Source organism: Levilactobacillus sp. (assembly GCF_022646225.1).
GTDB lineage: Bacteria > Bacillota > Bacilli > Lactobacillales > Lactobacillaceae > Levilactobacillus > Levilactobacillus suantsaiihabitans.
Map to the genome: position 1 here is coordinate 289,777 of NZ_JALCJA010000005.1, position 25,727 is coordinate 315,503.

General features: G+C 52.3%; 21 protein-coding genes, 1 CRISPR repeat array and 2 other annotated features (1 of these 24 running past the window's edge). All 21 genes read left to right on the forward strand.

Going from position 1 to position 25,727, the window contains the following annotated elements; translation table 11 throughout:
• Positions 1-469: direct repeats of the CRISPR family, unit length 28 nt; unit sequence GTATTCCCCACAGGTGTGGGGGTGATCC (it extends 109 nt beyond the left edge of the window).
• Between the two features lie 175 nt (positions 470-644).
• The gene (tpx, locus tag LKH74_RS10135) at positions 645-1,154 is read left to right on the forward strand and encodes a thiol peroxidase (RefSeq protein WP_125575292.1); all 510 of its coding nucleotides are present in this window, start codon (positions 645-647) and stop codon (positions 1,152-1,154) included.
• 21 nt (positions 1,155-1,175) lie between these two features.
• Positions 1,176-1,391, forward strand: a binding site (T-box leader).
• Between the two features lie 70 nt (positions 1,392-1,461).
• Positions 1,462-4,128 carry a valine--tRNA ligase gene (locus LKH74_RS10140; RefSeq protein ID WP_287708525.1) on the forward strand — a complete coding sequence of 889 codons (2,667 nt, stop codon included), beginning with the start codon at positions 1,462-1,464 and terminating at the stop codon, positions 4,126-4,128.
• A gap of 257 nt (positions 4,129-4,385) precedes the next feature.
• On the forward strand, positions 4,386-5,705 hold the full coding sequence (locus LKH74_RS10145) for a bifunctional folylpolyglutamate synthase/dihydrofolate synthase (protein WP_287708524.1): 1,320 nt from the start codon (positions 4,386-4,388) through the stop codon (positions 5,703-5,705).
• Positions 5,706-5,749: 44 nt separating this feature from the next.
• Positions 5,750-6,415 carry a JAB domain-containing protein gene (locus LKH74_RS10150; RefSeq protein ID WP_135367667.1) on the forward strand — a complete coding sequence of 222 codons (666 nt, stop codon included), beginning with the start codon at positions 5,750-5,752 and terminating at the stop codon, positions 6,413-6,415.
• Positions 6,416-6,568: 153 nt separating this feature from the next.
• A complete protein-coding gene (locus tag LKH74_RS10155; RefSeq protein WP_125575288.1) occupies positions 6,569-7,573 on the forward strand; it encodes a rod shape-determining protein in 1,005 nt (334 codons plus the stop codon).
• An 85-nt stretch (positions 7,574-7,658) separates the two neighbouring features.
• Positions 7,659-8,510: a rod shape-determining protein MreC gene (gene mreC / locus LKH74_RS10160; protein ID WP_135367668.1), complete on the forward strand. Its 852-nt coding sequence runs from the start codon at positions 7,659-7,661 to the stop codon at positions 8,508-8,510.
• A gap of 12 nt (positions 8,511-8,522) precedes the next feature.
• Positions 8,523-9,053, forward strand: a complete 531-nt coding sequence (gene mreD / locus LKH74_RS10165; protein WP_135367669.1) for a rod shape-determining protein MreD — start codon at positions 8,523-8,525, stop codon at positions 9,051-9,053.
• Positions 9,054-9,071: 18 nt separating this feature from the next.
• On the forward strand, positions 9,072-9,743 hold the full coding sequence (locus LKH74_RS10170) for a septum site-determining protein MinC (protein WP_135367670.1): 672 nt from the start codon (positions 9,072-9,074) through the stop codon (positions 9,741-9,743).
• A 2-nt stretch (positions 9,744-9,745) separates the two neighbouring features.
• Positions 9,746-10,552, forward strand: coding sequence for a septum site-determining protein MinD (gene minD / locus LKH74_RS10175; protein WP_135367671.1), 807 nt, complete (start codon positions 9,746-9,748; stop codon positions 10,550-10,552).
• A 107-nt stretch (positions 10,553-10,659) separates the two neighbouring features.
• Positions 10,660-10,889 (forward strand) — a binding site (T-box leader).
• A 175-nt stretch (positions 10,890-11,064) separates the two neighbouring features.
• On the forward strand, positions 11,065-11,706 hold the full coding sequence (locus tag LKH74_RS10180) for an amino acid ABC transporter permease (RefSeq protein ID WP_135367672.1): 642 nt from the start codon (positions 11,065-11,067) through the stop codon (positions 11,704-11,706).
• Positions 11,707-11,724: 18 nt separating this feature from the next.
• Positions 11,725-12,360 (forward strand): amino acid ABC transporter ATP-binding protein, encoded by a 636-nt coding sequence (locus tag LKH74_RS10185; protein ID WP_135367673.1) that lies wholly within the window; start codon positions 11,725-11,727, stop codon positions 12,358-12,360.
• A gap of 12 nt (positions 12,361-12,372) precedes the next feature.
• Positions 12,373-13,221, forward strand: coding sequence for an amino acid ABC transporter substrate-binding protein (locus tag LKH74_RS10190; protein WP_287708523.1), 849 nt, complete (start codon positions 12,373-12,375; stop codon positions 13,219-13,221).
• Positions 13,222-14,054: 833 nt separating this feature from the next.
• Positions 14,055-15,335 (forward strand): EF-P 5-aminopentanol modification-associated protein YfmF, encoded by a 1,281-nt coding sequence (gene yfmF, locus LKH74_RS10195; RefSeq protein WP_287708522.1) that lies wholly within the window; start codon positions 14,055-14,057, stop codon positions 15,333-15,335.
• On the forward strand, positions 15,328-16,614 hold the full coding sequence (gene yfmH / locus LKH74_RS10200) for an EF-P 5-aminopentanol modification-associated protein YfmH (RefSeq protein ID WP_404819917.1): 1,287 nt from the start codon (positions 15,328-15,330) through the stop codon (positions 16,612-16,614). The genes yfmF and yfmH overlap by 8 nt, the downstream gene beginning before the upstream one ends.
• Positions 16,615-16,726: 112 nt before the next feature.
• On the forward strand, positions 16,727-17,668 hold the full coding sequence (locus tag LKH74_RS10205) for a helix-turn-helix domain-containing protein (protein WP_135367677.1): 942 nt from the start codon (positions 16,727-16,729) through the stop codon (positions 17,666-17,668).
• 70 nt (positions 17,669-17,738) lie between these two features.
• The gene (gene pgsA, locus LKH74_RS10210; RefSeq protein ID WP_135367678.1) at positions 17,739-18,326 is read left to right on the forward strand and encodes a CDP-diacylglycerol--glycerol-3-phosphate 3-phosphatidyltransferase; all 588 of its coding nucleotides are present in this window, start codon (positions 17,739-17,741) and stop codon (positions 18,324-18,326) included.
• A gap of 797 nt (positions 18,327-19,123) precedes the next feature.
• Entirely contained in the window at positions 19,124-20,374 is a 1,251-nt protein-coding gene (locus tag LKH74_RS10215) for a competence/damage-inducible protein A (RefSeq protein ID WP_135367679.1), read from the forward strand.
• Between the two features lie 90 nt (positions 20,375-20,464).
• Positions 20,465-21,610, forward strand: a complete 1,146-nt coding sequence (gene recA / locus LKH74_RS10220; protein WP_287708521.1) for a recombinase RecA — start codon at positions 20,465-20,467, stop codon at positions 21,608-21,610.
• Between the two features lie 213 nt (positions 21,611-21,823).
• A complete protein-coding gene (rny, locus tag LKH74_RS10225; protein WP_135367681.1) occupies positions 21,824-23,383 on the forward strand; it encodes a ribonuclease Y in 1,560 nt (519 codons plus the stop codon).
• 213 nt (positions 23,384-23,596) lie between these two features.
• The gene (locus LKH74_RS10230) at positions 23,597-24,418 is read left to right on the forward strand and encodes a hypothetical protein (RefSeq protein ID WP_287708519.1); all 822 of its coding nucleotides are present in this window, start codon (positions 23,597-23,599) and stop codon (positions 24,416-24,418) included.
• 496 nt (positions 24,419-24,914) lie between these two features.
• Positions 24,915-25,709 carry a TIGR00282 family metallophosphoesterase gene (locus LKH74_RS10235; RefSeq protein ID WP_135367683.1) on the forward strand — a complete coding sequence of 265 codons (795 nt, stop codon included), beginning with the start codon at positions 24,915-24,917 and terminating at the stop codon, positions 25,707-25,709.
• Positions 25,710-25,727: the final 18 nt, after the last annotated feature.

Below are 25,727 nucleotides of genomic sequence, written 5' to 3' on the forward strand. Positions count from 1 at the left end.
AACGACAACAGAAGTATTCCCCACAGGTGTGGGGGTGATCCCTACCACCTTTTTTATCCAACTTGTTGCCACCAGTATTCCCCACAGGTGTGGGGGTGATCCTACACACGGTTTTATTTTATTGTATGGTGAGAGGTATTCCCCACAGGTGTGGGGGTGATCCTACATCAGAAAACTGTAACTACAGTATAGTGCAGTATTCCCCACAGGTGTGGGGGTGATCCTCAAAGACGGCACTTGGGAGGGTGATGACTGACGTATTCCCCACAGGTGTGGGGGTGATCCTTTAAGTGAGTCGGTCACTGACCACAAGGTGAAGTATTCCCCACAGGTGTGGGGGTGATCCCGGTATGAAGTACTCAGAACAACTTGCTATTTTTGTATTCCCCACAGGTGTGGGGGTGATCCTGACCGTTCAGGGACCTTTACTTTGAATACGGTGTATTCCCCACAGGTGTGGGGGTGATTCCTTGACGTACAGGTCCTCGGAGTAAGCCACTAGGTATTCCCCGCAAGCGTGGGAGTAAGCCACCAGAGTTTTTCACAATTTTATGGCAAAATGCTTGTCATTACCCCTGGAGTTGCGCGATAATTAAAGCAATTAGTCGGTGAGAGCCGATAAATAACTGAAGGGGTTGATCTGCGTGGAAGTCACACGACTCGGCGATACATTCTCCTTATCTGGTACGTTGCCAGAAGTAGGGGATCAGTTACCAAAGTTTAAGGTATTCGATCAGGAAAATAAGAAGGTCAAGACGGCTAACTTGATTGGCAAAGTGACCTTGATTAGCGTGGTTCCGGACCTGGATACACCAGTATGTACCATTCAAACGCGAAAGTTCACCCAGCAGGCGGACCACTATCCAGATGCGCGGTTTGCGACGATCTCGAACAACTCGATTGCGGAACAAACGGGCTGGTGCGCGGCTCAAGGCGTGGAAAACGTTGATTTGTTGTCAGACGAAGAATTGTCGTTTGGCTACGAAATGGGGCTGTACGTCCCGAACTTGGGTAATTTGGCCCGGTCGATTTGGATCATTGATGACACGGGTAAGATTGTTTACCGGCAAATCGTGACTGAACAAACTGACGAACCTGACTATCTGGCGGCCATTGATGCCCTGGAAAAGTTGGTCAAACGTGTTGACCTTTAGTCGGAAATTGCGTAAACTGTGAAAGTAGCATTGAGCAAGTCAGTAGCGTGAAGCGGTCTGTTGAAGAGAGCCGGGGATTGGTGGAAGCCTGGTGAGATTCTCACGTGAACGTAGCTTGTGAGCTGTTGGGCTGAACCGATAGTAAGCCCGAACCGGAGCACTCTCCGTTAACAAAGAAGTTAAGTGGGGCATGAACGCCCAATTTAGGTGGTACCGCGAAGACTCTTCGTCCTAATTTTTAGGATGGGGAGTCTTTTTTGTACACCTAGACCGGTCGCTTCCCTAGTCAAGAAAGGAATTGATTTACATGGCAGACAAGCAAATTGATATGCCGACCAAGTATGATCCGACCGCCGTTGAAGCGGGTCGGTACCAGACTTGGCTCGATGAAGATGTGTTCAAACCCAGTGGGGACAAAAAGGCGACCCCGTATTCTATCGTATTGCCGCCGCCGAATGTCACGGGTAAGTTGCATTTAGGCCATGCCTGGGACACGACGCTCCAAGACATGATCATCCGGCAAAAGCGGATGCAGGGCTTCGACACGTTATGGGTACCAGGGATGGACCATGCCGGAATCGCCACGCAAGCCAAGGTGGAAGCCCGTTTGCGGGAACAAGGCGTTACCCGTTATGACCTCGGCCGAGAAAAATTTGTCGACAAGGTTTGGGAATGGAAGGACGAGTACGCCGCAACGATTCACAAGCAGTGGGCCAAGATGGGCTTATCCATGGACTACTCCCGCGAGCGGTTCACACTGGATGACGGCCTGTCTGACGCGGTCAAGAAAGTCTTCGTGGCCTTGTACAAGAAGGGGCTCATTTACCGGGGCGAATACATCATCAACTGGGATCCGCAAGCGCGGACAGCCCTGTCTGATATCGAAGTTATTCACCAAGACGACAAAGGGGCCTTCTACCACGTGAAGTACCCATTTGCTGACCCAGATTACACGTTTAATGGCAAGCACTACATTGAAATTGCGACGACGCGTCCTGAAACCATGATGGGGGACACGGCCGTGGCGGTCAACCCGGACGACGAGCGTTACAAGGACTTAGTCGGCAAGGAAGTCATCTTGCCACTGGCTAACCGCAAGATTCCAATCATCGCTGACCAATATGTTGACATCAACTTTGGGACAGGGATGGTAAAGATCACGCCCGCCCATGACCCGAACGACTTCTTAGTCGGTAACCGGCACAACCTGGAACGGATCAACACCATGAACGAAGACGCATCCATGAACGAAAAGGCCGGCAAGTACGCTGGCATGGACCGGTTTGACGCCCGCAAGGCCATGGTTGCTGACTTGGATGACCAAGGCTTACTGTTGAAGGTCGACCCCATCGTCCACTCCGTTGGGCATTCCGAACGGACCGGGGTCCAAGTCGAAGCCCGGTTATCCACGCAATGGTTCGTGAAAATGAAGCCGTTGGCCGAAGCCGCCATCAAGAACCAACAAGGCGACGATGCGGTTGACTTCGTGCCAGAACGCTTTGAACACACCTTCACGCAATGGATGGAAAACGTCCACGACTGGGTTATTTCCCGGCAACTCTGGTGGGGCCACCGGATTCCAGCCTGGTACAACAAGAAGACCGGCGAAGTTTACGTCAACGAAGAAGCGCCGAAAGACATTGAAAACTGGGAACAAGACCCTGACGTTTTGGATACCTGGTTCTCCAGTGCGCTGTGGCCATTCTCCACGATGGGGTGGCCAAATGAAGATAGCGCTGATTTCAAACGCTACTTCCCAACCGACACGTTGGTCACCGGTTATGACATCATCTTCTTCTGGGTTTCCCGGATGATCTTCCAAAGCCTGGAATTCACCGGCAAGCGGCCGTTCAAACACGTTCTCTTGCATGGCTTGATTCGGGCCGAAGATGGGCGCAAGATGAGTAAGTCTTTGGGCAACGGGATTGACCCGATGGATGTCATTGACAAGTACGGTGCCGACGCGCTGCGGTGGTTCTTGTCCACCGGCTCCACGGCGGGCCAAGACGTGCGGTTCAGCTACGACAAGATGGATGCGGCCTGGAACTTCATCAACAAGATCTGGAACGCCAGCCGGTTTGTTATCATGAACCTGGGTGACAACACCAAGCCGGTCGTCCCCGCTGCTGACAAGTGGGACCTGACTGACAAATGGATCTTGAGTCGCTTAAACGACACGGTCAAGCACGTCACGGAAATGTTTGACAAGTTTGAATTCGGTGAAGCCGGCCGTTCCCTGTACAACTTCATTTGGAACGACTTCTGTGACTGGTACATCGAAATGAGTAAGGAAGTCTTGAACGGTGATGACGCGGTGGCTAAGGCCACTAAGCAAGATCTGCTGGCCTACGTGCTTGATCAGACCCTGCGCCTGTTACAACCGATCATGCCATTCGTGACGGAAGCCATTTGGCAAGCTATGCCGCATGACGGCAAGTCACTGGTAACGGCGGCTTACCCAGTCGACCACCCAGAATTTGACAACCCAACGGCGGAAACGGATATGACCAGTCTGATTGACTTGATCAAGGCCGTGCGGAACATTCGGGCCGAAGCCAACGCGCCAATGTCCACGCCAATCGACTTGCAGATCAAGTCCAGTGACGACAAGCTGCAACACGTCTTCGAGACCAACCGCGACTACATCGACCGGTTCGTTCACCCGAAGAACTTGCAAATTGGTGCCGACCTGGTCGCTCCGAAGTTAGCCATGACGGCGGTCATCACCGGCGCCGAAGTCTCAGTGCCACTGGCCGAATTGGTCGACTTAAACGACGAAGCCAAGCGTCTGGACAAGGAAGTTGCCAAGTTCACGTCTGAAGTTGAACGGGCAACCAAGAAGTTAGGCAACGAACGCTTCGTGGCCAACGCCCCAGAAGACGTGGTCAACGCCGAACGCGAGAAGCAAGCCGACAACGAAAAGAAGTTGGCCGCTACCAAGCAACGGTTGGCCGACATTAAGGCCCAACTTTAACAACTGAATTTTTAAACAAAGCGGAACTCTGACCAGTGATGGTTGGGGTGCCGCTTTTTGGGTTGGCGTTGGACATTGTGGTTTGGGAACAGGTCTCGTGGGAAAAGGAGCGGCAAGAGGGATGACCGCAGTTCCGGTAGGGCGGCCAGTACCCACCAAGGTTGCCAGCCGCCAGGAAAAATCCCCCACAAAAGCTAGGCAATGACTGGGGGAATCTGCTAAACTGGGAGGCAGTGACTATCCGGGAGGTTTTCAAATTGATAAAAACGTATGCCGAGGCATTACAGTTTATTCACGGGCGCGACCGCTTCAAGAAGAAGCCGACGCTGACCCGCATGCGGGAGTTCATGGCCTTGCTGGGTAATCCCCAGGACCAACTCAAGATGATTCACGTCGCCGGGACCAACGGCAAGGGCTCCACGGTGGCCTTCTTGCGCGACCTGTTTTTAGCCGAAGGGGCAACGGTGGGGACCTTTACCTCGCCGTTCATTACCCGCTTCAACGAGCGGATCAGCGTAAATGGTGAGCCCATCAGTGACGCCGATTTATTGGCCGACGTACAGCACATTGAACCCATCGTGGCCCAACTGGACGCGCAATTAGGGCCAGAGGGACCGACAGAATTTGAAATCGACACCGCCTTGATGTTCAGCTACTTTGCGGCCCATCCGGTCGATGTGGTCGTGGTCGAGGTCGGGTTGGGCGGCAAGTATGATTCGACCAACATCATTACGCCGGCCGTGTCCGTCATTACCACGATTGGCATGGATCACATGAAGATCTTGGGGGACACGATTCCCAAGATTGCGGCGCAAAAGGCTGGCATCATCAAGCCCGGCGTCCCGGTCGTTTGTGGTCGTTTAACGCCTGATGCGCTGGCGGTGATGGACCAAACGGCCGCGGCCAATGACACCCAGGTTCGGGCACTGGACCGCGACTTTCGGGTGACCAACCGGCCCGAGCACGAATGGGGCGAACGCTTTGACTACGCCTGGGGCGATCATCGCTGGCGGCGGCTACAGATTGATTTGTTAGGTCAATATCAAATCGACAACGCGGCGACGGCTTTGACGGCCTACATCACGTATCATCAATTAACGCAGACCCGCGTCAAGATTGCCGAGATTCGCCAGGGCCTCCAACATACCACGTGGCCCGGTCGGTTTGAGCGGTTAGCGAACGAACCGCTGATTGCCATTGATGGCGCGCACAACGAGCCGGCGATGGTCGAAATGGCCCAGTTGTTGCGGCAACATTTTTCTGGTCACGACATCTACATTATTTTGGCTGTGCTGGCGGACAAGCAGTACACCCAAATGGTCAAGACCTTGATGAAGGTCCCCCAAGTCCACCTGGTCGTGACGCAGTTTCAGGGGCCGGGCAAACGGGCGGCGGCCACGCCTAAAGAGCTGGAAGACGCGGTGGCCAGCCACAAACGCATCACCATGGCACCGGATTGGCCCACGGCACTCAAATCGGTGCTGGCCAGCATTTCGGCCGATGACCTGGTGTTATTGACGGGGTCATTGTACTTTATTTCCGAGGTTCGGCAATATTTTAAGGGGACCGACGAATAAATTCGCCTTTTTTACGGAGTTAATCCGTAGAGGGGTGAAGAGAGATGCAACGACAAAAAATGACGATCCACAATGAACGCCAACTGGTCGGCCAGGTCCTTAAGAGCCTGGGACTGCCGCACATCGCGGAGAGTGACCGGTTCTTTCGCTACTTCCACAGCGTGGCGAATCTCCGCTATGCCAGTCACCGCCAGTGTCGCGCCTACGTTGGCGGCCATTCTCAGCGCCGCAGCCTGTTGACGGCCATCGACCTGGGACGCTGGGTCCAGCAGGCACCGCGGCCCATCTTGGGAGAGGTGACGGCTAGCAGCCAGTTGGGCCAGGCGTTGATGGATGACCTGCGTTATTTGCAGCAGGAACGCGTTGAGGTCTTGGTCCTCGATGCCAAGCACCGCATCATTGACCGGCAAACGGTCTTTCAAGGGACGTTAGATAGTTGTCCTGTCCATCCTCGCGAGATCTTTCAACTGGCCGTGATGAACGGCGCCGCGGCCATCGTGGTCGCCCACAACCATCCCAGCGGAGTCCCACAACCGTCGCCGAACGACCTGGCCTTCATGCAGCGCCTGGCCGATTGTGGGCGACTGATGGGCATTCCCTTGCTGGACGGCTTTGTGATCGGCATTCACAGTTATTTTAGCCTGCGCGAGGCGGGCCAATTACCGGACAACGGTGAAGAAAATGCGGCAGAACCTTTAAAAACTGATTAAAATCCGGTTTTCCTATTTCTTTCTCGTTAAAAGTTCGGTATTCTTGACATTGACGACGTGTTCTCACGTAGATAGGTATGTTATAATACGTCTATCAATGTACAAAAATAAAAATCAATTAAAGTTTTGTTGACAATGAAGGGATGAAACACATTGTTCGGATTAGGAACGAAAAATATTGGGATCGATCTGGGTACCGCCAATACGATTGTCTACGTTGACGGGAAAGGTATCGTTCTTCGCGAACCTTCCGTTGTCGCCAAGAACACAAAGTCTGGGGAAATTGTGTCCGTTGGTGAAGACGCACGCGCAATGATTGGCCGGACCCCGGCTAGCATCGTTGCCATTCGGCCCATGAAAGACGGCGTGATTGCCGATTACGATACGACCGTTGCCATGATGAAGTACTTCATCGAAAAAACTGTGGGCAAGTCAAACGGCAAGCCTTACGTGATGGTCTGTGTCCCAAGCGGCGTAACGGAAGTTGAAAAGCGGGCCGTGATCGACGCGACCCGGGTAGCTGGTGCGCGTGATGCTTATGTCATCGAAGAACCATTTGCAGCGGCCATCGGTGCCGGGTTGCCCGTTATGGACCCTACCGGTAGCATGGTCGTTGACATGGGTGGTGGGACGACCGACGTTGCCACTATTTCCTTGGGTGGGATCGTTTCCAGTCGTTCCATCCGGGTAGCCGGTGACAAGTTAGACGACGCCATTGCGACGTACGTCCGGTCTAACTTCAACCTGTTGATTGGTGAACGGACCGCTGAAAAGCTGAAGATGGACATCGGTTCTGCTTCCGTGGAAGCGGCCGAAAAGATCGATGGCGCCACGATTCGTGGGCGTGATTTGGTCACTGGTTTACCTAAGGCCGTGGAAGTCTCCGCAGTCGACGTTGCCAAAGCCATCCAAGAACCCGTTCAAGACGTCATTACAGCTATCAAAGAAACCCTGGAAGAGACGTCACCAGAAATCGCTGCCGATGTGATTGATCACGGTATCGTCTTGACTGGTGGGGGCGCATTGCTGCAGAACTTATCTGAAGTGATTGCGGACGCAACCAAGGTGCCAGTTTCCATTGCCAACGACCCGTTAGATTGTGTGGCTGCTGGTACTGGGGAATCATTAAAGAGTATCGATGTCATGAAGAAAAAATAGGGACTAGCGGGAAGGCAGCTTCCCGCTTCTTTATTGTGACGGTAGGGGGTAAACGAAAGCCTTACCCACAAGATGGAGGTCTAACATGCAGAAATTTTCTCTCAATCGCCGGCTGGTCATTATTATTGTCTGCGTGATTGTTAGCTTTGCTTTGATGACGGTGTCCGTGACGCTACGCAACAAGAAGTCCACGCCGCCGTTGGTGCAGCAATTTGGCAATGACATTGTTGGCTTAGTCGACCGGGTCGTGGCGATTCCGACCAACGGGTTGAGCGGCTCCGTCAGTGCCGTTTCGGAATTGTTGAACACGTACCAGGAAAATCAACAGTTGAAGAAGCAAGTGAGTGAGTTGGCGCAGACCAAGGTCCGTGACCAAACACTTGCCAAGGAAAACAAGCAACTGAAAAAGGAAATGAAGTTGAACGCCTCATTGACGGACTACACCGCCGTTTCTGCCGCCGTGATCACCCGGACGCCATCTTCATGGCAAAGCCAAGTGATCATTAACAAGGGGGCCGCTGCGGGGGTCAAGAAGAACATGCCCGTCATGTCTGGGTCCGGCCTGATTGGTCGGGTCGCTGAGGTCAACAAGACCAATTCCAAGGTGGAACTGATCACTGACAACAATGATTCCGCCAATCGGTTCGCGGTCCAAATCACCACGAAATCCGGCAAGACGGTCAACGGGGTCCTGAGTGGTTATAAGGCCACCACGGGCCAGATTACGATGGACAACATTACGACCAAGGCCAAGCTCGCCAAGGGCGACAAGGTCGTGACGAGTGGTCTGGGTGGCGTGACGCCAAAGGGCCTGTACGTCGGGACGGTAGCTAAGGCGACCGGGTCTGACTACGGGTTGGCAACGAAGCTGTACATCAATCCAGCCACGGATCTCAGTGCGCTGAACATCGTCACCGTTGCCGTCAGCAAGCAGTAGGGGGGACTAGTCGTGTATCGATTATCAAAGTTACGCTTCGGCTTGCCCGTCTTCTTGTTTTTGGCGCTATTTCTAGACGGATCGATTAGCCAAGTCTTTAGTGTCCAAATGTTTCGTTACCCCAACGCCATGGTCAGCCACTTGGTGGTGTTATGGCTCGTGTGCGGGGTGCTCTTTGAAGCCGACGATGGCACGTTTGACCTGCCACTAGGTCGATGGGCGGCGGTCGCGGGGGCCGTGTTTGATTTGTACTACACCGGCATCTTCGGGGTAGCCGTCTTCATCTTCCCGCTCGTCGTGTATGTGACCCGCCGACTAGCGAGTTGGATTCGCCCGAACTTTTTGAGTGGCTTGTTGATTTACTTTATCGACATTACCGTGGTGGAAGGTCTGGGCTACTTGGCTAGCCGCGCGATGCGGTTAAATTCCGGAGCTGGCAGCGCGTTTTTAGTAAACACGTTGGGCCCGACTTTGGCCTTTAACTTAGCAATGTTTGTGATTTTATATTTCCCGATTCGTTGGGTGTATAATTGGTTAAAATAGGTGAAGGGAACGAACGCTATGCAGGCTGCCGTATTACGCGGAACGCAAAACGGCTATGACTTGGTCCTCAAGCAATCAGCGAGTCTGGACCAAATCTTGGTTGATTTAAAAGCATTATTAGAAAATCTCAAGGTGGACCCCCAGGCTTTGGCAGCATCCAAAATTTCGCTGGATGTGTTAACTGAAGACCGGATCTTGACCGCGGAAGAAAAGTCACGCATCGAACAGATGGTGGCACAGTATCCGCGCTTTGAGATCCATAAGATCGCCGCTAACGTCATGACGATTGCCGATGCAATCCAGTTACGCGAGCGGGAAAACGTTCACCTGTTAAGCAAAGTGATTCGTAACGGGCAGGAGGTCGTCATGAAAGGCGACGTCCTGTTCTTGGGGACGATTCACGAAGGTGGTAAGCTCCGGACGACGGGCAACATCTTTTCCATGGGGGATGTCGCTGGAATTCTTCAGGCGGGGTATCCCGATGACGAGTCCAAGCTGATTATGGGAAATCTTCAGACCGCACAACAGGTGCGCATCGCCGAGCAGTTCGATATCATTGAACCGGAAACGGTCACTGATTCGCAGCAAACGGTGGCTTATGTAAATGATCTGCACGTCTTGTCGTACGGCAAGTTGGCGCAATTAAAGAAGATTAATCCGAAGTTGTATAACCAGATTGGAGGAATTTAAAAATGGGAAAAGCAATTGTGATCACCTCCGGTAAAGGTGGGGTCGGTAAGACGACGACCAGTGCCAACATCGGGACCGCGCTGGCCTTGATGGGCAAACGGGTCTGCTTGATGGACCTGGACATTGGGTTGCGGAACTTAGACGTGGTCTTGGGGTTAGACAACCGCATCATCTACGATATCGTGGACGTGGCGGAAGGCCGGGCCAAGTTGCCCCAAGCGCTGGTCAAGGACAAGCGCTTTGACGACAAGCTCTACTTGTTGCCAGCTGCCCAAAATACGGACAAGACGGCCTTAATGCCGGAACAGGTCAAGGAAATTGTTGACGAGCTCAAGCCCGAATACGATTACGTCCTGATCGACTGTCCAGCCGGTATCGAACAAGGCTTTATCAACGCGGTTTCCGGGGCCGACGCCGCCATCGTAGTCACGACACCAGAAATCTCTGCCGTGCGGGATGCCGACCGGGTCGTGGGCTTGTTGGAACAACACCCATTGACCGAGGCACCACGGTTGTTGATCAACCGGATTCGCCGCAATATGATGCAAGACGGGTCCATGATGGATATCGACGAGATCACCCATCACCTGGGCATCGAATTACTGGGCATTATCTTTGACGATGATGCCGTGATCACGACCTCCAACCAAGGGGAACCCGTGGTCATGCAAACGGACAACCCCGCTGGGCAAGGCTACCGTAACGTGGCCCGCCGCCTGGAGGGCGAGACCGTGCCATTGATGAAGATCGAAGAACAAGAGGATACCGGTTTCTGGCATCGCGTCAGCAGCTGGTTCCATCGCGGATAAATTTTATGAAACCAGGTGTTCGCTGGAGAAATTGGCCGGTTGAACACCTTTTTTCATTTTCATGGGTTGACACGATCCCTGAAAAAAAGTAATATACTGTCAATGAATGAAAAACGTTGAACGGAAGAGTAGAGTTGTTCAAGTTCTCCAGAAAGCCCCGCGGATGGAAACGGGCGGACTGAGCGATTCGAACCACATCTGTGAGTTGGCTGTCTGAAATGAGTAAGACGGCTCGGGAAAAGCCCCGTTATCGCTGGAGTTGCTAGCAACTCGCTGAGGTTTTCGTAGTGATACGGAAACAAATATGAGGTGGAACCACGATGTGATCGTCCTCTTAGGTCTTTGGACCTAGGAGGGCGATTTTTTTGATTCCACCGACTCAGCGAGGCTAGGAACTCACTGAGTCGGCGTGGCGTGAGCGCGTCGAGAATTTGAGGTGGCACAGCGTTGAGACGCCCTCTTGAGAAGTTATTTCTCGAGAGGGCTTTTTTTTTGGCGAAGGAGGAATCATTATGAATTACGTGACGCAGATTTTACCATCATTACTTTCCGGGACGGGGATGACCTTATCCATCTTCTTCTGGACCATTATTATCGCCATTCCACTAGGTATCCTGGTAGGATTGGGCATGACGACGCGGTTTAAACCGTTGACCTGGATCATTAACATCTACGTATGGTTGATGCGGGGGACCCCACTGTTACTGCAATTAATTTTCGTCTTTTATGGGTTGCCTATCATCGGCATCGTCTTCCAGCGGTATGACGCGGCGTTATTCGCCTTTATCTTAAATTACACGGCGTACTTCGCTGAAATCTTCCGGGGCGGCTTACAGGCTATTCCGGCAGGACAATACGAAAGCGCGCGGGTCCTGCGGCTAACCAAGTGGCAGACGTTGCGTAAGATCGTGATTCCCCAAGTGGTCAAGATCGTCTTACCGTCCATCGGGAACGAAGTCATCAACCTGGTGAAGGATTCATCTTTGGTTTATGTGATCGGGTTGGGCGACCTGTTACGGGCCGGCAACGTGGCCATGGCGCGTGACGTGACGCTGGTACCGATGTTACTGGTCGGGGTCATTTACCTGTTACTGACAGCGGTTTGCACGCTGGTCTTGAAGCGACTCGAACGGCACTACAGTTTCTGGCGTTAAGGAAAGGATGGTCAAAACATGTTAGAACTTAAAGGGATTACGAAAAAATTTGGTGGCAAGACCATCCTCGACGACGTGAATTTAACCGTAGAAGATGGCAAGATCTTAACGATTGTCGGGCCGTCTGGGGCCGGTAAGACGACGCTGCTACGATGCATCAGCGGACTGGCTAGCGTTGACAGCGGCCAATTCTTGTTAGACGGACAACCCTTTGATCCGGCGACGAACCGCGACAATGACGCCGTGATCGGGGTGGTCTTCCAGGATTATCAACTGTTCCCGAACCTGACCGTGCGCCAAAACGTAACGCTGGCGCCGACCATGGTGCTCAAGCAATCCACCCAAGCTGCCAATGCCGAGGCGGACCGCTTGCTGACACAATTGGACCTGGGCGACAAGGCGGACCTGTTCCCGTACGAATTATCCGGGGGGCAAAAGCAACGGGTCGCCATCGTGCGGGCGTTAGCGATGCACCCCAAGCTGCTGTGCTACGATGAACCCACGTCGGCACTGGATCCGGACCTACGTAAAGAGGTCGAACAAATTATCTTGAAGTTACGTGACGAGGGCATCACGCAAATCGTCGTGACCCACGACATGCCGTTTGCAAAAGCCATTGCGGATCAAATGTTGCGGGTGGAACCCAAGAACTAGGGAGGTCATTTGATGAGAAAGTACTTACGATTCTGGGCCTTGCTGGTGGTCATCGCGGGCCTCGGCGGTATCTTAGCGGGCTGCAACAACGTCACGCAACGGGCCAATCAAGACGACACCTGGTCTAACGTCGTCAAAAAGAAAAAGGTCGTGGTCGGGCTGGACGACAGCTTTGTTCCGATGGGCTTTCGCCAAAAGAGTGGCAAGCTGGTCGGCTACGACATCGACCTGGCGCGGGCCGTCTTTAAACTGTACGGCGTCAAGGTCGATTTCCAATCGATCGACTGGAGCATGAACGTGACCGAGCTGCACAACGGCACGATCGATTTGATTTGGAACGGCTTTTCCATCACGCCACAGCGTCAAAAGCAGGTGGCCTTTTCCGACACCTATTTGAACAACGACCAGGTCTTGGTCACGCTGAAGAAAAATCACATTAGCTCGTATCAAGACATGACCGGCAAAGTCTTGGGCGCACAAACGGGGTCGTCTGGGGCCAACGATATTGAAGCGCACCCTAAGCTGTTGAAGGACCGCATCAAAAATCACGAGGCCGTGACCTATGATTCCTTCACCAACGCCTTCATCGACTTAAATGTCGGCCGGATTCAAGGGCTGCTGATCGATAGCACGTACGCCAATTACTACATCAAGCACCAGGCCCACCCCGAAGATTACCGGGTCACGGTCGGCAGCTTCCCCAAAGAAAAGTTTGCGGTGGGGATGCGCAAAGGCGACGTCACCATGCGCCGCAAGATCAACGCGGGCCTGAAGCGACTAGCCGCCAACGGGACGCTGGAGAAGATCAACCAGAAATGGTTTGGTAGCAACGTGGACACGCCACTGTTGCCGCAGAAATAGAATTGACTGAAGGTTGGAAGTGAAATTAACGTGTTGATTGCCGTAATGACGGTGTCCTGACGCCTAAAACTGGTGAGACCAGGCGCCTGCATCAGCCAGGGTTGACGGCTATCAGTATTAATAAAAGACAGTCGTCAATGCAGCTATTATCTGGGTTTAAGACGGCTACTACTGGCAAGCACTACCGTAGCCGAGAGTTCGCATTGTGAGGACGAAACCGACTATCTTCGACGCCATGAGCCGCATGATAACAATAGTTCCAGTTGATTTTCGTCTTTTGACCTTCAGATCACAATCAGTAGCGACAATCCATTCGTTTTTGAGTGGGGTTGTCGCTTTTTTGTTCAGGCGAAGTTGAAGCTTTTCTTAAGAAGATGGCGCAAGGGGTCATTGCTTGCTGTTGGTTTTCGTTAGTATTAATAGAGGGAGTGGTGTCGGATTGGAATCGGTTGGGAAGACGCAATCGCACTGAAAGTATAATTGTGACGGAACACAGTGTGTAAACGATTGGTGCTGAACCATCGCCACCGTAGCCGAGAGTTCGCTAGAGATGAGTTCAGCTGTGGGAGTTCCTTTAGCGGGGTGGTTTACCACGCTTAGGGAACTGGCAACTTGGAGACGCGATTCATCGGCTCCAAGTTGAGGGTCGAGACCGTCCTTTGGCTCGACCCGGCGCCCTCAGCGTTCCAACTCATCTCTAGCGAACGGTAAGGCGGCCAGCCGACACCTGTTTCGGCAAAATCCCACAATTTCAGCGCGGTTGCTTGTATTTCTGGCGCGCTTCCCTTAAAATTAAACACCGATTAGTATTTTGCTAGAGGAGGCAATTGCGCGTGCATTTTCGCATACGAGACGGGGTAACGCTCGACCTGTTACCCACTAAACAATTTAAAACAATTGGCATTAAGGTGGACTTTGTGGCGCCACTGACGGCCACGGCGATCACCGCGCGGGCGCTGTTAGCGCAAGTTCTAGAGACCAGTACGGCGGCTTATCCGACCCAAACGGCCTTGGCCCGGCAACTGTCACGCCTGTATGGGGCCAGTTTTGGTATCAGCGTGGTGAAGCTCGGGACCAAGCACGTGATTCGGTTAACGTGTTCGGTGGTCGATGAACAGTATTTGGACCACTTTGCGGACACCACCCCGTTGTTTGAACAGGGGATGGCGCTGCTCAAGGCGGTCTTGTTCAATCCCTTGTTGCCAAACGGGCAATTTGACCCGGCAACCTTTACCCAACAGCGCCAGAACCTCTTGACGGCAATCAAATCGTTAGACGATGACAAACAATATTTGGCGAACCGGCGGCTACAGGAATTGTTGTTCACCGGTCAGCCGGCCCAGGCCATGAGTGCCTTGGGTGACACCACGACCTTAGGTGAATTGACGGCGACTGATATCTTAGGGACCTACCATGACATGTTGGCCAACGACGCGATCCACGTGGCCGTGGTTGGCGACGTGACGGCCGATCGGGTGCAGGCTGCACTTAAGTCTTGGCCGTTGACGGACCGCCAACTCGTCGATGACTCCCCGTACTATCGTTGGGAGCAGCGTACCGAGGTGCAGGCCGGCGACGATGTGGCCCCTGTGGTTCAGGCCAAGTTGAATTTGGCCTACCAATTGCCAATTTACCGCGACGATGCGGACTTTATGGCCGCCGTGGTCTTTAATGCGGCCTTTGGCGGGACGCCGCTGTCGCTGTTATTTACCAACGTGCGCGAAAAGGCCAGTCTGGCCTACTACGCCAGCAGCAGTTACAACCCGTTCACCGGGACGTTGGGCGTGCAAAGCGGTATCCAAGCGGAGAATCAAGACCGCGTCGTGGCCATCATTGGCGAACAGCTGGCGGCCTTACAGCGCGGTGAGTTATCCGCCAACCTGTTAGCCGAGGTCAAGGCCAGTCTCTTGAATGCGCGCTTGGCCGGGCTCGACAGTCCGCAACGCAAACTGGTCAGTCTGCTCAACAGTGAACTGACCCATTTAACGGAACCATTACAAACTTGGCAGGAAAAATTAGCGGCAGTCTCCATTGCCGATGTGCAACGGGTGGCCCAACAGGTCACGTTGCAGGCGACGTACTGCCTACACGGGGGTGATCAGCATGCTGAATAAACAAACTTATTCGCGGTTAGGCGAGACCGTCTTTCAAACGACGCTGGCCAACGGCTTAAAGGTCATCCTGGTCCCTAAGGCTGGGTTTCACAAGACCTTTGCCGTGATGACCACTAATTACGGGTCAACCGATAATGAATTTGTGCCGCGGGGCCAAAGCGAGGCCGTGCGCTTCCCCGATGGGATTGCCCACTTTTTGGAACACAAGTTATTTGAAAAAAAGGACCACGACGCCTTTGACCTGTTTGGCCAGTATGGTGCCAGTGCCAACGCCTTCACCAGTTTTACGCAAACCAGCTATCTGTTTGCGACGACCAGCCACTTGCACGAAAATCTGGACATCTTGTTAGACTTCGTGCAAGATCCGTATTTCACGGCGGCGACCGTCAACAAGGAAAAGGGCATCATTGGCCAAGAAATTGAAATGTACGATGATGACCCGGGTTGGCAAAGCTACTTTGGCATGATTGGCCAACTGTATCCGCGTGAACCGTTACACATCGACATTGCCGGGACCGTGGATTCCATCGATAAGATTACTGCCGATGACCTCTATGCGGCGTACAACACGTTCTATCACCCCAGCAATATGAATTTAATTGTGGTGGGGCAACTCGATCCCGAGGAGACCTTGGCGTGGATCTCGGCGAACCAGGACGGCAAGACGTTCGGGCCGAGTCAACCGATTCAACGTGTGGCTTCCCCACAAACGCCGGCGGCCGAGATCGTGCCAACCACGACGCGCCACCTCACCGTCAACCGGCCCAAGGTCAGCATTGGCCTGCGCGGTTACGATGACGTGCCCGCGGGTCAAGCGGGGTTGACCTACAACGTGGCGGTATCTTTGGCCTTTGACTTATTGTTCAATGATACCAGTGACAACTACCTGCGGCTGTATGACGCCAACGTGATCGACGACAGCTTTGGCTATGACTTCCAGATTCAACGCGGCGCGCATTTTGCCCAACTGGCCGGTGATACGGATCATCCGGAATCTTTTGTCAGTGAACTAACTGCCATCTTAACTGATGCGCCTGCGCAATTGTTGGCGGCTAAAGCCCAATTTGACCTGGTCAAACGCGAAGCCATCGGCCGGACGATTGGGGCCATCAACTCGGTCGAAGCCATCGCCAATCAGTACGACGGCCCGCTATTTGACGGGGCCACCATTTTTGATGAACTGACCGTGCTCGAGGGGATGACCTTTGAAACCGTCCAAGCAGCCTTGGCACAATTTCAGGCAGCCAGCCGGCAAACCGTCTATACGATTTTGCCGTAACGGAGGTTAAGAAACCGTTAAATCCTGAATTCTGGGTGTTGTGGCTGAAAATGCGGCGATGCCTATGCTATACTGCTTATAGAGAAATTTTGAACAGGTGGAGAATTAAATCATGAGTGATAACAGCAAAATTACATTGGGAAAAACGCTGCGTGATGCCCGGATTGCCAAAGGGTACACGCTGGACGACCTGCAACAGACGACGAAGATTCAAAAGCGTTATCTGATTGCCATTGAAGACCAAAACTTCGATGAGTTGCCCGGGGACTTTTACGTGCGCGCATTTATCAAGCAGTACGCCGATATGGTCGACCTGGATGGGGCGGAGCTGTTAAAGCAATTTGACAGTGCTTTGCCAAGCACCCAGACGCAAGAATACGTCGATAAGGTGAATGAAAACAATCCTGAGACTCGCTCGCAACAACGGCAGGTCGATGAACGTTACGTGAAATTACGGCGGACGATTCCGGTGATTGGGATCGTCATCGTCGTCCTGGTCATCTTGGTCGGTATCTGGGTCGCCGCTTCGCATAACGGTGGGGGGACCACGAAGGACAACGTCGACAGCAGTTCGGTCAGCGTTTCTGGCAGCAGCTCGAATAAGACCAAGAGTAGCAGTAGCAGCAGTAAGTCTTCCTCGAAGAAGTCTTCTTCCAAGAAGGCCACCAAGACGCCTAGCTTCAAGCAATTGAGTTCGACGACTTCCGGCTCCACTTGGGAAATGAAGAATGCTTCTGCTAAGCCAAAGATGAGTCTGTCAGCTACTGGCAGTGCTTGGATGTCCGTGACGGTCAGCGGCTCGACCGTTTGGCAAGGGACGTTGTCATCTTCTACCTCACACTCCCTGACGATTCCAAGTTCAGCGACGAGTGTGACCCTGAAGTTTGGGAACGCACCAGCGACGAAGGTGAAGGTTGACGGTAAGAACTTCGACTTCACGTCCGCAACCAGCACGAGCAACGCCACGAGTTCCAGTTCAACCACTGGCACCACGACGAGCTCCAGCAGCACCACGACCTCGCAGGTCCAAACTGTGACGTTGGAATTTAAGTAAGACTCAAGGCGGGTCGGTCCGTGGCGACCGGCGCGCCTTTTTATTGAGAAATTTTAAGGAGGAACTTTCCGTGAATCTGCCAAATCGTTTAACAATTGTTCGTATCATCTTGATCCCCATCTTCATCCTCTTGTTGGTCCTGCCACTGGACTGGGGTCAGGTGACCTGGTTGGGGACCGCGATTCCCGTTGCCCAGGTCTGGGGCGCAGTCGTGTTTGCGGCGGCATCCATCACCGACTTCTTGGATGGCCAAATCGCTCGGCGCAACCACTTGGTCACCAACTTCGGTAAATTTGCCGACCCGCTGGCAGATAAGATGATCGTCATGACGGCGTTCATTATCTTGGTATCAATGGGCGCCGTGCCAGCTTGGGCAGTCGCCATCATCGTCTGCCGGGAGCTAGCCGTGACCGGCTTGCGGTTGATCGTCGTAGAAACCGGGGGCAAGGTCTTAGCCGCCGCCTGGCCAGGCAAAATCAAGACGACAACTCAGATGGTCGGGATCATCTTATTACTACTGAACAACATTGGCTTTGGCACCATCAACATCCCAATGGCTCTAATCTTCTTCTACATCTGCCTGTTCTTCACCATCTACTCGGGCATCGACTACTTCGTGCAAAATCGCCAGGTGTTCGCGGAATCTTCTGCGGAGTAATTGTGTGTGTCCGATAAGCAAGTTAAAGGAAATCCGGGGTTGGACGAAATTGAAATGCCGGTTTGACGGGATTTGTTTAGTGTGTTCCCCACAGGTGTGGGGGTGATCCCGTCTTGATGCCCATTCTGTGTTGCTCCTGATGGTGTTCCCCACAGGTGTGGGGGTGATCCTTGGAGTATTGATAAGGTAACCCCTTATGATAAGTGTTCCCCACAGGTGTGGGGGTGATCCCTGGGAGGGGGGGAGGAGAAGGCCATGGCGTGCGTGTTCCCCACAGGTGTGGGGGTGATCCCGAACAGACAGTTAATGCTTTGAATGCTGGTCAGTGTTCCCCACAGGTGTGGGGTGATCCTAGTGTGCTAATGATGCACGATGATCCCCAGGGGTGTTCCCCACAGGTGTGGGGGTGATCCTATTCCCGTTGAGTACATCGACTCGCAGCAAAAGTGTTCCCCACAGGTGTGGGGGTGATCCCCAAGCGAACGCTTATTTTAAGGGCTCTGCTGAGTGTTCCCCACATGTGTGGGGGTGATCCCATCTCAATTTGCTTGGCGTCATCCACAGCCTTGTGTTCCCCACAGGTGTGGGCAGATTAAAGGTAGCAGTCCCCAGCGGCTGTTGCCTTTTTTGTAAAATTTCTGGTTCCGTGAGGTAAGATTAGCCGAGCCAGTCAGTTTTGTGGTACGATTTCAGTACAAGCGCTTTTCACGAACTAGGTGAAAATAAATTTCAAAAAAATAAAAAATTTACGCGTATTTTTACGGAGTTAACTTTAAGTCACCTCAGGAGGGGTCAGCATGCAAGCGGAAATTATTGCGGTCGGAACGGAAATTTTATTGGGGCAAATCGTTGATACCAATTCGGCGTTTATTGCCCAGGAACTCGCCCAAGCGGGGATTGAAGTGTACTACCATTCATTGGTGGGCGACAATGCTGACCGCCTGACTGCGGTGGTGAATCAGGCCCGTTCGCGCAGTGACCTGGTGATTATTAGCGGTGGACTGGGACCGACTAAGGATGACCTGACCAAGCAGACTGTTGCGCATTTGTTAGGCGTTAAATTAGTGGAGAATGCCCCGGCGATGGCCAAGATTCGCCAGCACTTTTCCACGGCAGAACGGCCGATGACGCCGAATAACCGGTTACAGGCCCTTTATCCGGAAGGCAGCCAACCACTCAAGAATCGGACTGGCATGGCTGTGGGGGCCTTCTATCAGGATCCTAACGCGGCTGATATCATGTTACTGCCGGGACCGCCCAGTGAGGCTGAGCCCATGTTTGCTGAACAGGGGGTACCGCTGTTAAAGGCGACCTATCACCGGAGCGAATTTTTGGAGTCACGAGTTCTGCGGTTCTTTGGGATTGGTGAGGGCAAATTGGTGACGGAGCTGGCTGATTTGATCGACCAGCAGACCAACCCGACGATTGCCCCGTACGCCAAGGTCAATGAGGTCACGCTCAGACTGACGGCCCAGGCGCATGAACGGGCCACGGCGGTCAAGCTGCTGGACAAAATGACGGCCACGATTCAAGACCGGGTCGGTGACTACCTGTACGGCTTCGGGGATGATAACACCTTGGCCGCCGTGGTCGTCAACGAGCTGATTGACCGACACTTGACGATTACCGGGGCCGAAAGTCTGACTGCCGGAAAATTCCAGAGCACGCTGGGGGATGTTCCCGGCGTTTCCGCCATTTTTCCTGGGGGCTTTGTGACCTACGCCAATTCAGCCAAACACGACTTGTTGGGGATTCCTCAAGCCATCATTGACCGTGATGGGGTCGTGAGCGCCGCGACGGCTCAACAAATGGCCGAACGCTCGCGGGCCATCCTGGATACCGACTTCTCCTTGAGCTTCACGGGAGTCGCCGGGCCCGATAGCCTGGAGGGCCATCCGGCCGGCACGGTTTGGCTAGGTTTAGCGCAACGGGGACATGAACCGCGCGCCCGCCTGGTCCATCTGACCGGCACCCGGGCCGCGATCCGGGAACGGTCGGTCATGACGGGATTGGACTGGTTACGGCGCGTTTTGAACGGGTCAAAATAAAGGGGAACTTTTGTTCTATTTTTACTTGCATTTTGCGAACAAAACCCGTATAGTGTTACTTGAATATTGATGCATCAAAGGAGGATTTGGATGGCTGACGAACGACAAGCGGCGTTGGATAAAGCGCTGAAGAAGATTGAAAAGGATTTTGGTAAAGGGTCGATCATGCGCCTAGGTGACAACAGTAACTTAGACGTGGAAACCGTACCATCTGGCTCGTTGGCTCTCGACGTGGCCTTGGGTGTCGGTGGTTACCCTCGGGGCCGGATCGTGGAAATTTACGGTCCAGAATCATCCGGGAAAACGACTGTGGCCCTTCACGCGGTTGCCGAAGTGCAAAAGCGTGGCGGGACTGCTGCATATATCGATGCCGAAAACGCCTTGGACCCGGCTTACGCGACGGCACTGGGCGTCAACATCGATCAGTTACTACTTTCTCAACCGGACACCGGTGAACAAGGGCTGCAAATTGCGGATGCCTTGATCTCCAGTGGTGCCGTGGACATCGTGGTTGTCGACTCTGTCGCCGCTCTGGTTCCTCGTGCAGAAATCGAAGGGGAAATGGGTGACGCCCACGTTGGGTTGCAAGCCCGGTTGATGTCTCAGGCCTTACGGAAGCTGTCCGGGACCATCAACAAGACCAAGACGATTGCTCTGTTTATTAACCAGATTCGGGAAAAAGTTGGGGTCATGTTTGGGAACCCTGAAACCACGCCTGGTGGTCGTGCGCTGAAGTTCTATTCGACGGTTCGACTAGAAGTACGGCGGGCTGAACAGATCAAGGACGGGACCGATGTTATCGGGAACCGGACGCGGATCAAGGTCGTCAAGAACAAGGTGGCCGCGCCATTCAAGCGGGCCGAAGTCGACATCATGTACGGTAAGGGGATTTCTCAAACCGGTGAATTGCTCGACATGGCGGTTGAAAAAGACATCGTCGATAAGAGTGGGTCCTGGTACTCTTATGGTGATGATCGGATTGGCCAAGGCCGTGAGAATGCCAAGGGTTACTTGGCGGACCATCCAGACGTGATGGCCGAAATCAATCAACGGGTCCGCGCCGCTTATGGTGTGGGTGAAGGTGATGACGCCGCTGACGCTGGCAAGAAAGATGCCACCGATAGGGCCGGTAAGAAGACCGATGCCAAGACTGACGGTAAAGCCAGTGCCCCTAAGGACAAGGCTAAACCACAACAAAGCGAATTGATTCCGGACGGTAAGCCCGGTCATAAATAAGAAAATGCACTGACTGCCACGAGTAGTCGGTGTTTTTTCATCTCATCATGATAAAAAAACGAATAAATCCGACCAGACCCACCAGTTTCCAGCGAGTTTAGTTGACAGCGTTCATGGCAACCATTAAAATTGAGGTTGTGTCAGTTATCAAATCAACATCTTAAAAAAGTCTGATTTTAAATTAGTCATTTTTGATGATGCGGAGGTGGAATCATGAGTGTTCCAAGTATAATCCTCGCAATCATCGCTATCGTTGTTGGTGTTGTGGGCGGGTATTATTTACGTAAATCTGTCCATGAAAAAAAGCTAGATGCGGCTAAGTACACTGCTGAAGGTGTGCTGGCTGAAGCGAAGAAGCAAGCCGAGACTGCGACCAAGGAATCTTTATTAGAGGCCAAGGAAGACAGCCATAAGTACCGGGCAGAGGTCGAAACCGAGCTGAAAGAACGTCGTGCCGAAGTTCAGAAGCAAGAAGACCGCTTGATTCAACGAGAAGAAACGTTAGACCGCAAAGATAATTCGCTGGAAAAACGGGAAAACTCCTTGAATCGCCGGGACAAGAAGCTGAGTGCTGAAGAGCAGAATTTAGCCAAAAAGCAACAACAAGCAGACTCACTGATTGAAAAACGCCAGTCTGCGGTGGAAGCCGTGGCTGCTTTATCCCAGGAAGATGCACGAGACCTGATTATTTCTGAAGCCAAATCGGCTTTAGCGGGTGAGCGTGCCAAAATGATTAAGGAAAGCGAAGAGACGGCTCGCAAGACGGCCCAGGCAAATGCCAAGGACCTGATTGTTTCCGCCATCCAACGCAGTGCCGCCGATATGGTCACCGAAACCACGATTTCCGTGGTCACGTTGCCTAACGACGACATGAAGGGCCGAATCATCGGTCGCGAAGGACGGAATATTCGGACGTTAGAGACTTTGACCGGGATCGACCTGATCATTGATGATACGCCAGAAGCCGTCGTCTTGAGTGGCTTTGACCCGTTACGGCGCGAAGTTGCCAAGATTGCCTTAGAGAAATTGATTCAAGACGGTCGGATTCATCCCGCCCGGATTGAAGAAATGGTCGCCAAAGCCAAGAAAGAACTGGACGAACATGTCCGGGAGCTTGGCGAGCAAGCAACCTTTGACCTTGGGATTCATTCCATGCATCCTGAATTGATCAAATTGGTTGGGCGCTTGAACTTCCGTATTTCTCATGGGCAAAATGCGTTGGCCCATTCAATCGAAGTTGCTAAGATCACTGGGGTCTTAGCGGCTGAACTAGGTGAGGATGTTACGTTAGCAAAGCGTGCAGGATTGTTACATGATATTGGCCGCGCCGCTGAGCATGAAGATGATAGTTCTTACATCACAACTGGTATGGAACTGGCAAAGAAATACCGGGAAAGTGCTGTTGTGGTAAACGCTATCGCCGCTCAAGCAGATCAAACGGCTCCGCAATCTGTCATTGCGGAACTGGTCGGGACAGCTGATGTTATTTCAGCTACGCGACCAGGCGCACGCTCTGATTCTCTGGAAAGTTACATCCACCGGTTGGACAAGCTGGAAACCATCGCCAATTCATTTGATGGCGTGGATCACAGCTTTGCCATCCAGGCGGGACGAGAGGTTCGAGTGATTGTGCGGCCTGAGAAGATTTCCGACACGGATGCCGTTGTCTTGGCACGTGACATTAAGAAACAAATTGAAGGCGACCTGGATTATCCAGGTCACGTCAAAGTTTCCGTTATCCGGGAAGTCCGGTCAGTTGAATATGCGAAATAAATAGCTCTTTGTCGACGGTTGTTGATGAATAGTTTTATGAGAAACCAATTCACTTACGAATTGGTTTCTTTTTCGATTTTGATTGTAGATTCAATGCGAAGCCATTAGATACACAGTCAATTTACAATTGTTATTTCTCTAATGATTATTTCGCAAACATGCTATAATGTTTAAAACAGTTTCCGGGGCCCTAAATGACAAAGGAGAAATATCATGAAGAAGTTGTTAATCACTGGAGTTATCGCAATTGCAGCCATCCTTGGCCTTGTCCAATCCGGTTCAGCCCAGACAAAATACACCATTCAAAAGCAATCTTTTTGGCAAAAAACGACCATTAACAAAGCTAAATACCCTAAGAAATCAATTGCGGTTTGGAACGCAAAGCATACTAAAGTGAAATTCTATTTGAAAGATTATCCAAATAATACTTGGTACGGACGTGGTAGCGAAACCCTAAAGCATGGGAAAACTACCGCTAAGTACATTTACATTCAAGGTAATAATAAAAAGCATACTGACCTAGTCAAAGGATATGTCTGGCATGGCTACTTAGAAGCCGGTTTTGGTGAAGAAACGTATAGCCATAAATATTTATCTTTAGACAGTATGACAAAGAATGCTGATTACCTGAAGTATATAAAGAAATCACCTTCTCAAAAAGTAACTCGGGAAATTGTTAAACTATTCCCAAATAACAAAGTCACACTTAAAATGAGCAAATACGCAGCGGCTTCAGGTGCATATTACTTTGAAGACATTGCTCCCAAAACTTATTTTACTAAACCTGATTTAACAGGCTACACAATTGTTAAGTTTCCCAAAGTCATTGATTATCTAAAGAGTAGCAAAAATGTTTCCGCCACGATCCGAGCAAAAAAGGTCAAATCCATTTTAGCATCGTACGGATATACAACCAGTAAGCTCAAAAAATTATCCAGTAAGTATCAAATTGGCATCAACATTGTCGATAGCACGTATATTACATCGGATAGCCCAGAATGTGGGTATGCCTTCATCATCGGTAAAGCCAAATAGTCATCAATTTCGATAACAAAAGGGCGGCCACATTGAAAATTCAGTCAGAGAAGAGAGTGAGACAGGCTGCCCTTTGGCGCACGTTTCAGTTAGGTGAAGATGACGCGAACGAGCCTGGGAGGTTTGTCCCAAGCTCGTTTTTACGTCTGTTGGCATAAGCGTAGAATCGGGCTGACTCGGGGACCACGCTGAGGCTACTTCAGGTTGGTGTAGACGACAACTTGAAGAGGACCTTTGCGCGATAGGGATAGGCTGTTGATAGCAGCTCGGCCGTACAGTCAAGCCCAAATGGCAGCATATAAAAATCGTCCGCAAATTCGCCGAGCTAGTAGCAACTTGAAGACGGGCTAAACCGATGTCTCGGCAGACCACTGATTTAACCCGACCGAATTTGGGCGACGCAGAATGCGGCGAAGCATGGTAAAATAGAGTTTATTTAATAGAACTGGTCAACAGACCAGACGGGCCGAAAAGCGGTCTAGATAGGGGAACGAAGATGCGAATTCTGTTTGTTGGTGACGTTGTGGGTAACATTGGTGTGGACATGATTCATGAGTATTTGCCCCAACTCAAGCGTGACTTGAAGCCACAGGTCACCATCGTTAACGGGGAGAACTCAACCCCGGTTGGTCGCGGTATCAGCCAGAGTATTTATAAGCAATTATTAAAAGACGGGGCCGACGTGGTCACCATGGGCAACCATACCTGGGATAACGCCGAGCTGTATGATTTTATCGGCAGTGCGAACCGCTTAGTGCGACCGGCCAACTTTCCCGGGGACACTCCCGGGCAGGGCTGGACGAAGGTCAAGGTCAATCAACAGGTCTTAGCCGTGGTTAATTTGCAAGGGCGGGTCTTCATGAATCCCATGGATGACCCCTTTGCCAAGATGCAGGCACTCCTGCCAGAACTCGACACGGACTTTGTCTTTGTCGACTTTCACGCGGAAACGACCAGTGAAAAGCGGGCCTTTGCCATGCGTTTTGCCGGGCAACTTTCCGCGGTCGTGGGCACGCACACCCACGTGCAGACCAGCGACGCGCAAGTCTTAAAGGGTGGCACCGCCTTTATGACGGAGGCCGGTATGACCGGTCCCGCCGATAGTGTGTTGGGCATGCAGGCCGACAGTGTGATCGAGCGCTTTGAAAATCAGCGACCGACCCGTTACACGGTCCAGGCGGCCGGCCCGGGATTACTCTCCGGCGCCGTCATCGACCTCAACGACAAGACCGGGCACGCATCGAGCATCAAGCCCATCTTGATCAGCCCGCAACACCCGTACCAGAGCTAGGAAAAAACGGAAGGATGA

Excerpts from the sequence above, each read along its gene's own strand:
- LKH74_RS10140 (WP_287708525.1), top strand. The coding sequence starts at position 1,462 with ATGGCAGACAAGCAAATTGATATGCCGACCAAGTATGATCCGACCGCC.
- LKH74_RS10230 (WP_287708519.1), top strand. The coding sequence starts at position 23,597 with ATGAAGAAGTTGTTAATCACTGGAGTTATCGCAATTGCAGCCATCCTT.
- LKH74_RS10170 (WP_135367670.1), top strand. The coding sequence starts at position 9,072 with ATGCAGGCTGCCGTATTACGCGGAACGCAAAACGGCTATGACTTGGTC.
- LKH74_RS10215 (WP_135367679.1), top strand. The coding sequence starts at position 19,124 with ATGCAAGCGGAAATTATTGCGGTCGGAACGGAAATTTTATTGGGGCAA.
- LKH74_RS10185 (WP_135367673.1), top strand. The coding sequence starts at position 11,725 with ATGTTAGAACTTAAAGGGATTACGAAAAAATTTGGTGGCAAGACCATC.
- rny (WP_135367681.1), top strand. The coding sequence starts at position 21,824 with ATGAGTGTTCCAAGTATAATCCTCGCAATCATCGCTATCGTTGTTGGT.
- LKH74_RS10235 (WP_135367683.1), top strand. The coding sequence starts at position 24,915 with ATGCGAATTCTGTTTGTTGGTGACGTTGTGGGTAACATTGGTGTGGAC.
- LKH74_RS10150 (WP_135367667.1), top strand. The coding sequence starts at position 5,750 with ATGCAACGACAAAAAATGACGATCCACAATGAACGCCAACTGGTCGGC.
- LKH74_RS10205 (WP_135367677.1), top strand. The coding sequence starts at position 16,727 with ATGAGTGATAACAGCAAAATTACATTGGGAAAAACGCTGCGTGATGCC.
- recA (WP_287708521.1), top strand. The coding sequence starts at position 20,465 with ATGGCTGACGAACGACAAGCGGCGTTGGATAAAGCGCTGAAGAAGATT.
- mreC (WP_135367668.1), top strand. The coding sequence starts at position 7,659 with ATGCAGAAATTTTCTCTCAATCGCCGGCTGGTCATTATTATTGTCTGC.
- minD (WP_135367671.1), top strand. The coding sequence starts at position 9,746 with ATGGGAAAAGCAATTGTGATCACCTCCGGTAAAGGTGGGGTCGGTAAG.
- LKH74_RS10180 (WP_135367672.1), top strand. The coding sequence starts at position 11,065 with ATGAATTACGTGACGCAGATTTTACCATCATTACTTTCCGGGACGGGG.
- LKH74_RS10190 (WP_287708523.1), top strand. The coding sequence starts at position 12,373 with ATGAGAAAGTACTTACGATTCTGGGCCTTGCTGGTGGTCATCGCGGGC.